This is a genomic window from Aquabacterium sp. (assembly GCF_029946005.1).
Taxonomy (GTDB): domain Bacteria; phylum Pseudomonadota; class Gammaproteobacteria; order Burkholderiales; family Burkholderiaceae_C; genus Aquabacterium.
The window spans coordinates 84,669-98,080 of record NZ_JAQSDR010000027.1 but is presented as its reverse complement, the minus strand read 5'-3'; the positions used below and the strand labels follow the sequence as shown (position 1 = coordinate 98,080).

Annotated in this window: 10 protein-coding genes; 3 read left to right on the top strand and 7 right to left on the bottom strand. The window is 64.2% G+C overall.

Annotated elements, in window-relative coordinates; translation table 11 throughout:
• Positions 1 to 33: 33 nt before the first annotated feature.
• A complete protein-coding gene (locus PSV38_RS13695) occupies positions 34 to 1,041 on the bottom strand; it encodes an AraC family transcriptional regulator (RefSeq protein ID WP_300548304.1) in 1,008 nt (335 codons plus the stop codon).
• Between the two features lie 168 nt (positions 1,042 to 1,209).
• Between PSV38_RS13695 and PSV38_RS13690 the strand changes: the two genes are divergently transcribed.
• The gene (locus PSV38_RS13690; protein ID WP_300548302.1) at positions 1,210 to 2,091 is read left to right on the top strand and encodes a metal-dependent hydrolase; all 882 of its coding nucleotides are present in this window, start codon (positions 1,210 to 1,212) and stop codon (positions 2,089 to 2,091) included.
• 88 nt (positions 2,092 to 2,179) lie between these two features.
• The gene (locus tag PSV38_RS13685; RefSeq protein ID WP_300548300.1) at positions 2,180 to 2,551 is read left to right on the top strand and encodes a hypothetical protein; all 372 of its coding nucleotides are present in this window, start codon (positions 2,180 to 2,182) and stop codon (positions 2,549 to 2,551) included.
• Positions 2,552 to 2,558: 7 nt separating this feature from the next.
• On the opposite strand, the gene PSV38_RS13680 is transcribed toward PSV38_RS13685, so the two are convergent.
• The 3 genes from PSV38_RS13680 to PSV38_RS13670 form a co-directional block, all read right to left on the bottom strand.
• Positions 2,559 to 3,245 carry an OmpA family protein gene (locus PSV38_RS13680; RefSeq protein WP_300548299.1) on the bottom strand — a complete coding sequence of 229 codons (687 nt, stop codon included), beginning with the start codon at positions 3,243 to 3,245 and terminating at the stop codon, positions 2,559 to 2,561.
• Between the two features lie 100 nt (positions 3,246 to 3,345).
• Positions 3,346 to 4,251, bottom strand: coding sequence for a recombination-associated protein RdgC (locus PSV38_RS13675; protein WP_300548297.1), 906 nt, complete (start codon positions 4,249 to 4,251; stop codon positions 3,346 to 3,348).
• A gap of 20 nt (positions 4,252 to 4,271) precedes the next feature.
• Entirely contained in the window at positions 4,272 to 8,372 is a 4,101-nt protein-coding gene (locus PSV38_RS13670) for a hypothetical protein (protein ID WP_300548296.1), read from the bottom strand.
• Positions 8,373 to 8,515: 143 nt separating this feature from the next.
• On the opposite strand from PSV38_RS13670, the gene PSV38_RS13665 reads away from it, so the two are divergent.
• On the top strand, positions 8,516 to 9,658 hold the full coding sequence (locus tag PSV38_RS13665; RefSeq protein WP_300548294.1) for a hypothetical protein: 1,143 nt from the start codon (positions 8,516 to 8,518) through the stop codon (positions 9,656 to 9,658).
• On the opposite strand, the gene PSV38_RS13660 is transcribed toward PSV38_RS13665, so the two are convergent.
• Genes PSV38_RS13660 through PSV38_RS13650 form a run of 3 tightly spaced genes read right to left on the bottom strand, consistent with a single transcriptional unit; the run spans position 9,628 to position 13,350 of the window.
• Positions 9,628 to 12,237, bottom strand: a complete 2,610-nt coding sequence (locus PSV38_RS13660; protein WP_300548446.1) for a DEAD/DEAH box helicase — start codon at positions 12,235 to 12,237, stop codon at positions 9,628 to 9,630. The genes PSV38_RS13665 and PSV38_RS13660 overlap by 31 nt on opposite strands.
• Positions 12,238 to 12,292: 55 nt before the next feature.
• On the bottom strand, positions 12,293 to 13,105 hold the full coding sequence (locus PSV38_RS13655; RefSeq protein ID WP_300548292.1) for a fumarylacetoacetate hydrolase family protein: 813 nt from the start codon (positions 13,103 to 13,105) through the stop codon (positions 12,293 to 12,295).
• A 26-nt stretch (positions 13,106 to 13,131) separates the two neighbouring features.
• Complete coding sequence (locus PSV38_RS13650; protein ID WP_300548290.1) at positions 13,132 to 13,350, bottom strand: hypothetical protein; 219 nt, start codon at positions 13,348 to 13,350, stop codon at positions 13,132 to 13,134.
• Positions 13,351 to 13,412: the final 62 nt, after the last annotated feature.

Genomic DNA, 13,412 nt, shown 5'->3' with positions numbered 1-13,412 from the left:
ACTGGGCGGGCACACAGCATAAGCGCAAGGCCATCAACCCTGCGGCCGACGAAACACCCCGGGTGAGACCCCTTCCCATCGCGTGAAGGCCCGCGTGAAGCTGTGCCTGTCCTGAAAGCCCAGCTTGATGCTGATGGCCTCAATGTCCAAGTCGGTCTCTTGCAGCAGCTTGCGCGCCCGCTCGTGGCGCACGCGGGTCTGCACCTCGGCAAAGCCTTCGCCCTCGTCTTTCAGCCGGCGTTGCAGGGTCCGCGGGTGCAGGTCTAGCAGCACCGCGACCTCGTCCACCTTGGCGCTCAGCAGATCGGTGCGCAGCGACAGCAGTTGCTCGATGCGCGTGGTCAAGGTGCCCTGCTCGCTCAGCTTCTTCAGGCGCTGCTCGACCATCAACTGCGCCTGTGCATTGAGCGATGGGAAACCACCCTTGAGCGGCTTGTCGAGGCTGCTGGACGCGTTGATCAAACGGTTCTCGCTTTGATGGAAGCGCACTGGCACGCCGAAGTACGACCCATACACGCGCGGATCGACCTGGGGCCCGTGCTGGAACCAGACCTCGCGCAGGGGATCCTCGCGCGGCGAGATCATCCGGGCGAACTTGACGATGCAGGTGAGCGCCGCTTCCACCACGCCGGGGTGCACAGCTTCGTCGCCTTCTACCCGCAGGGTCACGTTGAACGAAGTCGCGTTTTCCGACGTTGAAATGCGCAGGGCCGGGTGCACGATGTGCGGCATCCAGTCCAAGGCCATCATTCCAGCCCGCAAAGTGGCGCACGTGGCGATGAAGGTGTCGACCTCGGGAATGGCGTCAAAGCCGTAGGTGTCGCCCAGCACCAAGGGGAAGTAGGCTGTTTCGGTGGCGGCCTCGCAGACCTCGAACAGGCGGCGCAAGGCGGCCAGGCTCAGCTTGGACAAATGGCTGTCGAACACCTCGACATTGATTTGCGCGAGGCCGACCGCCTCTTGCATGTTGAAGCCGCAGCGCGCCCCGGCCTTGGACAAGGTGGACATCACGTAGAAGTTGAGGAAGTCATCCCCACTCATGGCTGCATGCTCATCTCAAAGTTAACCCTTACCCAACCCGAACGTACTACGACAGGTACATCATGGCATGTCGCTGTCGGTTCCTCGCTGTCGCCGAATGTCATGGCTGCGTGCTCGCGTCATTTTTAGACTGAAGCCAGCAGTAGCAGCACCCAAGAGGACGACACCATGACGCCACACCCCAGCAAGCCCGAACACATCGTGCCCCGCGAAAAACTGGACTTCCAGTTGGACGGAGACCTGCCCCGATTCTGGTTCGGCGGCGACCCGTTCAAGACCCGCGTGTTCGACGGCATGCAGGCCGCTTTTCCGGATGGTGAACGCTATTTCATCACCAGCGTGCGCGCCTTCCGCCACCTCATCACCGATCCCAAACTGGCTCAGGATGTGAGAGATTTCACCCGCCAGGAAGGACAGCATGGCATCGCCCACACTCAGTACAACGCTGTGTTGCGCAAGCAGGGCTTGTCGGTAGACGGCTTGGTCGTTGAAGTCAAGAAGCTGTTCGACGACTACACCAAGAAGTACTCGCCCGAGTACAACTTGGCCTTGACGGCGGCCTTCGAGCACTTCACCGCGATGATGGCTGAATCACTGTTTTCGGAACGGGACGTGATGGCGCCCGCGCACGAGAAGGTGCGCGCCATGTGGGCCTGGCATGCCATCGAGGAGATGGAGCACAAGGCCGTCGCCTACGACGTGATGACCAAGGTGGCCAAGGTGGGTTACGTCTTGCGTTGCACGGCGCTGGTCCACGCCATGTACAAGGTGGTGAAAGACAGCCTGCGCCTGACCAACCGCTTTCTGCGCGACGACGGTTTCACGCGAACGGAACGCTTTTTCATGACGCTCAAGGGGCTGAACTTTCTGTACGGCATCAACGGCCTGTTCTCCAAGAACATGCTCAAGCTGCTGGCGTACTTCAAGCCCGGTTTCCACCCTTGGCAGCACGCCGTCATCCACAGCTACCCCGTGTGGATCAAGGCTTATGAAGAGACAAACGACCCCATGCTGGCAGGCGACGCCTTGTTCAAGGCAGGCCTGGCGTGAAAAATACAGCGTTTTTTGGTTTCTTCAAATGACTTGAATGTGCATCGCAAGCCTCATGCTGGAAGCCTTGTGAAAGCACATTCTGGCCATGAGTCATCAAATACAGATCTGGGCGCAGACCCGCACCGTGTGTGTGATCCATGAAGGAATCTTGGACCTGACTGGCATGGAATCTGGCCGCGCACAGGGCGTCGCAGCCTTGACCGAGCACGGCTTCAGCCGACTGCTCGTCGATACGAGGGCGGTGAATCGCGATCCAACGGTGACCGAACATCATCGCTTTGCATCCACCCAAGCGCTGTACATGCCATTGCACATTGTGGTGGCCGTGGTGGTCCGCCCTGCCGTGTTTGAATCGACCCCGGCGTTCGAGAAATTCTCGGTGGACCGGGGCGTTCAGATAAAGGCGTTCGTCGACATCGACGAGGCCCAGGCCTGGCTGATGCGGGTCACCAACTGATCAAAGATCAGCTGGCGCCGCTGGCAGGTTCGCGCAGGAAGATCTCCACGCGGCGGTTCCGCGAGCGGCCATCGGCACTGCCATTGTCGGCAATGGGTTCGCGTGCACCACGGCCTTGCGTGTCAACCCGGCCGCTGCTCACCCCACGGTCCACCAGGAAAGCCTTGACGCTTTGGGCGCGCTCACGCGACAAGGGTTCGTTCACCGAATCAGAACCCGTGCTGTCCGTGTGCCCCACGATGTTGACCAGGGTGTTGGGCTGAGTCTTCAGGCCGCTTGCAAATTGCTCAAGCACGTTGCGCAGCTCGGGCTTGATATCCGCGCGACCCACGTCGAAGGACACATCGGCCGGCACGTTCAGCTTGAGCTGGTTGTCGTTGGTGCGGGTCACTTCGACGCCCGTGCCTTGGGTGGCTTGCTCCATGGCGCGCTGCTGCGAGTCCATGTGGCGCGACCACACATTGCCAGCAATGGCGCCCAAAGCGCCACCAATCAAGGCCCCGGTGCCGGCCTTGCCACCCGTGGTGGAGCCGATCACCGCGCCAGTGGCCGCGCCAATGGCGGCACCCGTGCCAGTGCGACGCTGGGTGTCGCTCATGTCGGCGCAAGCGCCCAGCAAGACGGTCAAAGAGACAATCGCGATGGCACGCTGAGCAAAGCGGCCACGGGCGGGGGATTGAGTTGATGCATTCATGAGTTGGTCTCCGTTTTGAACCGATTTTGAGCGCCGCCCCGCCCGGACGGCATCAGCGCATGTCGCGCCAACTTGTAAGACAGCACCGACAAACCGTCGCTCAGCCACCGCCCATGACCTGCTCGCCGCCCAGGGCATCCACCAGGTCCGGGATCAGATGACTCAGTTCGCCGGTGGCAATGGCGGCATCGGCGTCAAAAGCTTCGTCTTTGCTGGCCGCTTTCTGGCCTTCGAACACCACGTCCAGGAAAGTCAACTTCTTGATCTGAAGGGTGTCGGTGAGCATGAAGGAGACACGTCCCTCCCAGCTCATGCCCAGCTTGGTGGGCACCTTGCCGCTGGTGATGTGCTGGCGCACTTCGTCGATGTCGAGCAGATGCCGGGCGTAGCGCACCACGGACTTCATCTCGTCGGCCGATTTCAGCTCGCAATCGCGGTCCACCGTGAAGGTGGCGGGCGGCTCACCACTCACCAACCACTCGGCCATGCCCACGGCCGCCGACTGCTTGGTGTGCAACTGGCTGACAGGCATGCTCTCCAGCGTCTTGACCAGGAAGCCGACCACTTCATCGGCCTTGCCCTGGCTGCTGGAATCGACCAGCAGGAAGCGCTGCTCAGGGTCGATCCAGACGTTGATGGACGCCTGCTTGGTGAAGGCCATGGGCAGCAGCTCCAGCATGGCCTGCTCCTTGATCTCCTTGGTTTGCTTCTTGCCGGGCTTGCGGCCGGTGTCCAGCTCAATCTTCGCGGTGATCTCGTCCACGCGGCGTTTGATCACCGCGCCCGGCAGCACGCGCTGCTCGACCATCAGCTTGAGCAGCAACTGGCCGCCAATCCTCTCGACCAGGGGCGCGTGCTTGATGCCGCGCGGCTCCACCCAGCCAGAGGATTGCTGCTGGGTCAGGCCGCAAGGCACGAACCGTACCTTGTGCAAACGTTCTTCCATCTCTGCCACTGAGGCGGACCAATCCGGCCCGATGCGATACACCGTCAAATTCTTGAACACTGGGGTCCTTGTGGTTGATGTCAAACAGGGGGAGCTTGCGTGGGTCTTGGATTATCCCGCCAATGGCCGCCCGCGCTGAAACACTCCCACGCCCATTTCACCCACCGCAACAGCGAAGCAGACAGCCAAAGTGCCCACAACAGCATGAGTACGCGGTAAACATACACCGGCGCGGACAGCACCCAGGCCTGGGCCGTGGCCGAGGCAAAGCGGTCCGAGTACCAATGCAGGTGCGCGGCGTCCGAACCATTGCCCAGCACCATCAAGTCCGGATAACCCAGCAAGCCCACGCGGATGGTTTCCAGCAAGACGCCCGCCGCCAGCAGCCCCCAGAGGGCCACGGTGATCTGTGCCGCGATGAACCAGCGCCTGCTCAGGGAGGCCCCGAATCGGCGCCGCGCCTCCATCACCAGGAACCAAGCCACCACCACCGCGATGCCGATCAGCGACATCTGGGCGATGCCCAGCCCCAGCAGCACCCAGGACACCGCGCTGAGCGGGGTGACGCGCGAGCGCCCCAAGCCCCAGGCCACGGCGATGATGACGATCAACACGCCCCAGAAAAGAACGGCAGGGCCGACGGTGGGCCCGCCCAGGGCCAGCACCACGCGGTCGGCGGGCACGTTGATCGACGTGCGGTCGTTGACGCCTGCCGCGCCCACATTCAAGGCCTGAGATTGGAACCACCACGACATGCCGCGCGGCTCGCGCCAATCCAACTTGACCACATGGGCGCCGGGGGTGATGGGCACCATGACGACACCGGCTTGCTGCTGCACGGGCAGCACCTGCCCATCCACGGACACTGCCAGGAGCTCGGCCCCGGCAGGCAACTGAAAGCGGTGGTTGCCGCCCTGGCTTGAACGCAAGGTGGTTTGCGCGGAGACATCCGTGGCGCGCGCGCCCGGGCTGACGCCGGTATCGACCCGGTCAACCGTGAAGGTCTGGCCCGCCACACCACTTGGTCTGGTCACCTCAATGGCCACCTGCTCGCCTGGCCAAGGCTGCCACGTCGGCATCCAGCGTCCGGCCTCCTGGTGCACCACGGGCGCGATGCCCGACAAGGTCACGTGCCATTGCGTGGAGGTGTCCAGCTTCCAGACCTCGATCTGATTCGGCTCTTTGGTGCTGCTCAATGACAGCTTGGGGGACTCTCTCAGGGAGCTGACAAACGCCACCGATTCATTCGCGCCCAACTGCACCGTGGCCACGCCATCGTGCACTTGCACAGCGTCATCGTTGACCGATTCACCAATCACCAACTGAACCTTGACCCGCAGCGGTGCCAGGCTGGGCGTGATGCGTTGAATGCGGGTCTCGACCGTCCAGCGCAAGCCCAGGTGGAAGGTGCGCTCCACGCGGACAAACGGTGGCAGGGCATCCCGCTGCGTGCCCCGGTCTTCAGCGGGCACCGAGGACTGCTCACGCGACAAGCTCAGCGCGCCTGAGGCCAGACCTCGGGCGTCCAGGCCAGCCAGCGTCCAGCCTTGGGTTTGCGACTTGACCTCGCGCACCGGCATGGGCAAGGAGATGTCCACCGCCGCGGCATTGCCCACGTCGGCTTCCAGCACGACCTGGCTCACCCCTTTGCTCAGAGCGATCCACAACGCACCGGCGTCGTCACGGCGAATGACCGCCGGTTTGCCATCCAGGGTGACGGAAGCGGGCCGCCAATTCACGCCCTGGCCCGGCAAAGGCATGGTGACATCGGCCAAGGCATGGGCCTCGATGCGCAACTGGATGCGCGAGCCGGTCGCCGTCAGCCACAGGCGTGGCACATCGGCGCAACGTGGCATGCAGGCGGGCGGGGCCGTCAGCTTGCCGCGCAACTCGTCCAGCAAGGCGCTGGCAGGCGGGGTCACGGGCTCGGCGGTCGCGGGCTCGGCCGCTTGGGCATCGCCCTGCACGCCCATCAGCAGTGCGGCGCACACGCAGGCCAGCACGGTCGCCAGGGCAGCACCCTCTGCGGGAACCGGCGGGTTGCGCCGCGTGGGCCACCAGGGCGTCTTGCCCACCATGCTCCAGAGAGCTGCCACCAGCAGTGCCAGGCTCGCCAGGCGCAACACGACGGTGCCAGCGGGCGGCAACAGCACCAGCTGCAAAGACTGCGCTTGCTGCACCGGCCCTTGCCAACCCAGCCTGTGAGCATTCCATTGCCAACTGGGCAAGCCCGGTCCCGTCTGCACTTTGGCGCCGGGATCTTGCTCGTCCATCCGACGCGCCAGCTTGGGCGCCGGAGCGGGCACTGCCAGCGACTTGCTCATGCTGTACTCGCGGCTGCTCACGGACGACGACGGCACGCCATCGGCGTCGGCGTCGGGTGAAGGCGACTGCGCCATGACCTGGTCTACCGCCTCGGCGGCAACCTCAGGGCGCTCTCGCTGCGCCTCGCCCATGGTCTGCCAAGGGCGCTCCAGCGCGGGGTACATGGACAAGCGAACCTGCTGCACGGCATACGGCAGTAGCACCAATGCGATCACACCGACACAGGCTTTTTCAGCCCACGTGGACAAGACCAGGAACCTGCCTGAAGGCAAGACCTTGGCCAAGGCCTGACAGGCCAGCAAGAGCAGCCACAGCGATTGTGGCGCGCCAGGCATGTGCCAGGACACCACCAGGGCAGCGCCCAGCAAAACACCGCGCTTCCAGCCCCACAATTTGCCAGCCGCCAAGGCGCTCAGGAGCACAAAGAAGAAATCCCACAAGGTCCAGCGCGACACCCAGGACCCGTCGGCGCTGTCCACACCACCCGCGTGCAGCAAGCGCCAGCCGGGCGGCAGGTTCAGCACCGCCGAGGCCTTGTTGAAATCAACCGCCCAACCCGATGCGGGCAAAGTGCGCACATCGCCCACCACCCGGCTGTCGGCGCTCAAGCGGGCCGCGCCAGTGCGCACTTCCAGGCCATCGGGCCCAGGGGTTTTCAAGCGCGTGATAGATTGATCATCGTCGTTCAAGGAGGCCCGACCCAACACGCCCGGCGCGGCCAACTCAAGGCGAGAGGAACGCGACACGGTGCCGCTGATCTCATCGTGGACGGTGTAGCCCTGTCCATCAAAATCCAGCCAGAACTCGCGCGCGATGCTCAGGCGGTCGGGGTTGGGCACGGGGTTGCCGCGGCGCGTCTGCACCAGCTTCAGTGTGTCGCCTGGCCGCAGTCGGTAGGCAGGATAGGCGCGCCAGGGCTCAGGCATGGCCACCTGCTTGGGGTCCACCGACACGGCGCCTTCCACGCTCACCAGCCGGACGTCGTTGTGCGCCGCAAATGACCAGATCTCTTCAGGCGAGGCACCACCCTTGGGCAAGGTCAAGGCCTGCACCGGAGACATGAGCCGCGCCCGCAGTTCGATCGACCAGTTGCCCGGTCGTCCCTGCACCACCAGCTTGCCGCTGTCTTGCAAGCGCACCGGCAAGGGGCTGTCGATGGATTCGGCGACGAGGCCCGGCAGCATGGCCAGAGGCAGCTCGATCTCGCGCGCCTTGCCTGAGATGGCGATGTCGTAATGCGTGGTGACGCGCAAGGGCACTTGGTCATCCACCAGGCGCGTGGTGTGCACCGTGTGAGCATCCGTGTCTTGGGCCGCTTGTGGGGCTTGCTTCAACCACACGCGACCTTCAGCATCTGGGGCACGGCTGACCTGCGTGCCATCCACCCACAAGGCCACGCTGCCCACGCCCTTGGGCAGCTGCAGGTCTTGCGGCATGTCTTTCCAGGGGATGCTGCCTTCGAGCACATGGCGGCCAGGCTCCAGCAAAGCCACTGGGCGGCCGTCGTTCTCGGCCACCGGCATGGCGTGCCCGTTCGCCTTGACGTCCTGCGGCCAACGCGTGGCCTCGCCAGGCAAAACCACCCGCGAGGTCGCGCCAAACACCTGGACCTCAAAACGGAAGCTGGCGGCCTGCGTGCCTGCACGCAACTCCAACCACGAGGGCCAGACACAGGCCTGGGCCTGGTCGCCGTTGTAAGGCGGTGGGCACAGCAAGGCTTCATGGCCATGCATGGCCCAAGGCAGCCAGTCCTTCAATGCCGTCGGCACCTCGCTTTTGGCCAAAGGCGCCGCGATGGCCATGCCGCTCAAAAAAGCAGCCACCACGCCGATCGCTGACCTGGGAATGAAGTTCATGCCAACCCTTGTGTTGATTTGCAGCGGACTCTGCCATGAAATCACCGCGCCGACTTAGAGCGATTGTCAAAACGAAAGGCGTTTATCGACCACCATAAATATGGGACACTGGCGGGATTCATCCAACTCATTCAGGGCCGGGCATGCACCCAATTTCTTCCATTTTTTCATGGGTTCGCCCCGCTTCCTGCGCCTTAACGCTGCTGGCCAGCGGCGCGGTCATGGCGCAATCGTTGCCCACGCAGTACAGCATCACCACCGAGATGCCGGCCCCCTCGACCTTGCCCGATGCCGTGGCATACCGCCTGAACAACGCAGGCCAGGCGGCAGGCAGTGGCGTTTACAGGCAGGGCACCGTCACGCGGTTGGTGTTCATCAACGGCTGGCCAAGGCTGGTGACCACGGCGGTGGAACGGTCCATGGCAGTGAGCTGGATCAATGGCCAAGCCGCGCTGCTCAAGCCACTGGCCACCAATTCGGCCACCTCCATCGGCGACATCAACGACAGCGGCTGGATCGTGGGCGACTCATTCAAGTCCAGCACAGCCGCCAAGGGCTATGCCACGGTGTGGCGCAACGGGGTCGTCACCGACCTGGGCGCGGGTCTGGGTTCCGTGGCCCAACGGGTCAACTCGCAAGGCTGGGTGCTGGGCGTGCGGCCACTGACCACCTACAGCAACCAAGCCTTCGTGTGGCGCAACAACCGCATTGAAAACCTCGGCCTGCCACTTGGCGCGCCCCAGAACAGCACGAACTGCGTGGGCTTGACTGACGCAGGCACCGTCGCCTGCCGAACCCTGATCTCGGTGGGCCTTGACGGACAGGTCTGGCACACCCACCTGTGGAACAACGGCGTCTTCCAGGAGTTGACCTATCCCGGCGCCACCGGCGTCCTGGTCAACGCGGTCAGCCGCAACGGCATCATCGCCGGGACCATGGCACTGGCGGGTGATGTCAGCGCCCTCAACATGCCTGATCGCCCTTTCCTCTGGCGCGATGGCGTGTTCACCTTCTTGCCACGGATCACGGCGGGCTTCTACGCCAACATCCTGGCGGTGACCGACCAAGGCACGGTTCTGGCAGATCTGAACTCAGCCACAGGGTCCAGGCAAGAGATCTGGACGGCCACGGGCTCGGTCACCGTTTTGCCAGCCGGCTTGCGAGTGAACAGTGGCGATGCCGTGGTCCGCGTGCACGACCTGAATGACCAAGGCCAATTGCTGGCCGCGGTCAAGAAGGGCACTGGCGCCGAACGTCAGGTCTTGCTGACGCCGCTGCTGCCCTGACCATCGCCCAAGGGCGCCAACAAGGCGTCCAGGTCCGCCGCGCTGAACTTGGGCGTGGCGGCACCATCGCTGCCCAGCACCCCCTCGGCCAAAGCGGCCTTGCGTGATTGCAGCTCGAGGATGCGCTCCTCGATGCTGCCCTCCACCACCAGCTTGTAGACAAACACCGGCTGGTCCTGCCCGATGCGGTGGGCTCGGGCCGTGGCCTGCTCTTCCACCGCCGGGTTCCACCAGGGGTCGACGTGGATCACGGTGTCGGCGGCGGTGAGGTTCAGTCCCACGCCACCGGCCTTCAGGCTGATCAGCAGGATGGGCACCTCCTTGTTTTGAAAGCGCGCCACCACCTCGCCGCGCTTGGAGGGCGGCGTCTGCCCGGTCAGGGCCAACCAGGGCAAGTGCAGGGCATCCAGCTTTTGCTCGATCAGGCCCAGCATCTCGGTGAACTGCGAAAACACCAGCACGCGCCGGCCTTCGTCGACCAGCTCGGGCAGCATGTCCAGCAAGACTTCCAGCTTGGCGCGCTCCATCGTCTTGGGCGTCTGTTCACCCTTGAGCAGGTAGGGATCGCAACACACCTGCCGCAACTTGAGCAAGGCATCGAGGATGGTAATCTGTGCGCCCGCGAACCCTTTTCGCTGCATGACCCGGCGCACTTGCTCGTCGGCCGCCAAGCGCACGCTTTCGTAAAGATCGCGTTGGCGGCCTTGCAACTGCAAGCGCTTGATCACCTCGGTCTTGGGCGGCAGCTCGGTGGCCACGTCCTGCTTGCGGCGGCGCAGGATGAAAGGCCGCACGCGCTTGGCCAGCAATTCAGCCCGCAAGGTTTCGCCGCCGACTTCGATGGGCTTGCGCCACAGCCGGTGAAAGCTGCGCGAATCACCCAAAAAGCCCGGCATCAAGAAATCGAACTGTGCCCACAACTCGCCCAGGTGGTTTTCAAGCGGCGTGCCAGTCATGCACAGACGATGGCGGGTGTGCAGGCGCCGCACGGCCCGCGCGCTGTGGCTGGAGGCGTTCTTCACCGTTTGCGCCTCGTCCAGGATCACCAGGTGGAAGGGCTGGGCTTCCAGCACGCGGATGTCGCGCCACAACAGCGGGTAGGTCGTCAGCACAATGTCGTGCTCGGCCATCAGGGCAAAGTCATCGGCACGGCGGGGGCCTTGCAAGGTCAGCACGCGCAAGCCGGGCGCCATGCGTTGGGCTTCGGCCTGCCAGTTGAACACCAGGGACGTTGGCAACACCACCAGCACCGGCCGATCAAGCCGCCCGGCCTGCTGCTCGATGAGGATGTGGGCCAAGGCCTGCGCGGTCTTGCCCAGGCCCATGTCGTCGGCCAGGATGCCTGCCAGGTGGTGTTCGCGCAGGTATTGCAGCCACGCCACGCCATGCAATTGGTAAGGCCGCAGGGTGATGGTCAAGCCAGATGGCGCCTCCACCGGTCGGGGCTCGCCCGCCCCTTCCAGGCGCCTTGCCAAAGCGTGCAATCCAGCAGCGCCTTGCAGTTGCCAGGCGCCATGCACGCCTGCGCGCTCGGCCTGGGTGTCGAGCAGGCTCAATCGCAGATCGTCGATGCGGTGGGCATCCCAGGGAGACAGGCGAAGCGGCCCTTCGACCCGGCGAGGGTCGGTCAGCAGATCCAGCATGGCCCCCACGATGACCTTAAGTGGCGCCGCCAAAGCATGGATGCGCTTGCCACCGGGCGCGCGCAGAGAGATCAGGGCCAGATCATCGATGGCGGCCACCTTGTCGGCATCCAGCCAGCGCGCATCGCGCCGCAACAAGTTGGCCAGCAGGGGCGACAAGTCCAAGGTTTGGCCGTCAATCTCGACGCCCAGGGACAAGAGCCAGGAGCCTTCGCGCCGGGCCAGGCCCAGACCATCGGGCAAGGCAGCCCGGCCACGAAGGCGCGAGGCCACCTCCTTGCCCAGCACCTCGCCGGTTTCAGAATCGACGATCAGGCGCCAGGCCTCGACCGGCACGCTTTCATGCGCGAAGCCGGGGCGCACCACGACCGTCCAACCCTGGGCTTGGAGGCCGGGGGCCTGGTCGGCCCAGAAGTCGCCAAAGAACTCCTCCTGCAGCAAGGACCAGAGGTGGTCGTGTTCACCCTCAGCCTTGGCCATGCGCCATTGCAAGGCATCGGGCGGCAAAGGGTGAAACCCCAAAGCGCGGATGGTGTCCAGGGCATCGGCCTCGGCGCCCAGATCGCGCCGCATCGTGATGGGCAGACCTCCCGCGTGCATCAGCGGTTGGAGGGCTTTGGGGCGGCTGTTCAGCAAGGCCGTGGGCGCGGGCGTTTCCCAGCGCAAGCCATCATCCGTGGCGTAGGTCCAGTCAATGCGCGCCACGGTCACGGTGCCACCACGTGGGCCAAACAGTCCTGACGGCTTCATGCCCAGCAGGCCATCGCCCCGGGTCAAGGTCTGTAAGGTCAGGCGGGGCCGAAAATGCCCTTGAACTTCATCGCTGGCTGCTTGGACCGACGCCAGGAAGTCATCAGGAAGCGGCTCGTTGGCACTGGCCCGCAGCAAGGCCATCACGCGGGCAGCGTCTTCCCCCAGCAAGGGCGGCAGTTGCATCAGGGTGGCCTTGTCGGCCTGGCGGCGCAGTGCGTCCACCCAGGCCCGAACGGCCTCACTGCTGCTTGGACGGCTCACGGAACGGGCCCGATGTCAGGCGCGTGAAATGCACCTTCAGGGCCCCCAGATCGCCAAATTGAAGGGCCACGGCTTCATTCAAAGGCAAAGTGAAGCTGCCCATGTAAGAACCGGTGATCACCGCTTGGCCAGCGTGCAGGCCCTGCCCTCGGCTGCGCAAAAACTCCACCAGCCAGTACAGTGGCGACCTTGGCAAACCATTGGGGTGGCGCCCCTGTTGCAAGTGCTCAGCGCCAGACGCGTGGCGCACGCGGATCGCCAATTCAGTGGCCCCGCCTGCCCGCCCGGCGTCAACCTGCGGCCCCAGGAACAAGCCCTGGTTGACCAAACCGTCAGCCAGTTTTTCGGCAAAGCTGGCTTGAGCCGCTTCGGCAGGTGTGCAGCGGCTGTCGATCAACTCAAGGGCGATGTGCGTGCGCGCAATGGCGGCATCCACTTCGTCTGGGCGATAGGGCGTGGCCCGTGCGGGCAGGTCTTGGCCCAGGATGAAGGCCAACTCGGGCTCGACCAGCACCTGCCCCTCACGGGCAAAGACCGCACAGGGACTGGCCGTGTGAACCGTGTCGGCGTAGATGGGGGCGGCCGTCAACCGGCCCTCCTGGGGCAAGGCGCACTTCCACGCACCGATGCGGGCCTGAAGTTGTTGCGTGACCGCCGCCTGGATGTCAAAAGCCTCGCCCAGGGATTGAGGTCGGCAGGCCTGAGGCAGGCGCGTGCCTTGCTCACCTGAAGCACGGCGAGCCGCCAGGATGCGCGCTGCATCGAAAGCTTTTGAAAACGCGCCGGTCATGAGGACAAATCGATCCGGGCGCAGGTTCAGTGTTTGCTGGGCAAGAGCAGCGAGGCCGCGCCCGCCACAATGGCCACCACGCTCAACCAGGTGGGAATGGCCACGGTTTCCTTCTGACTCATGGACAACTCAATGGGGCCGATTTTGGCCGCCTGGTGCTCTTTGGTGTAACTCACGCCACCATAGACCAAACCCAGCGTGCCTGCCACGATCAACACCATGCCAATGACCTTGACTGGATTCATGCTTCAAACTCCCCCAATGGACGATGTGGTGCCAGAATTCAGCACAGGGCATCTTAACGCCG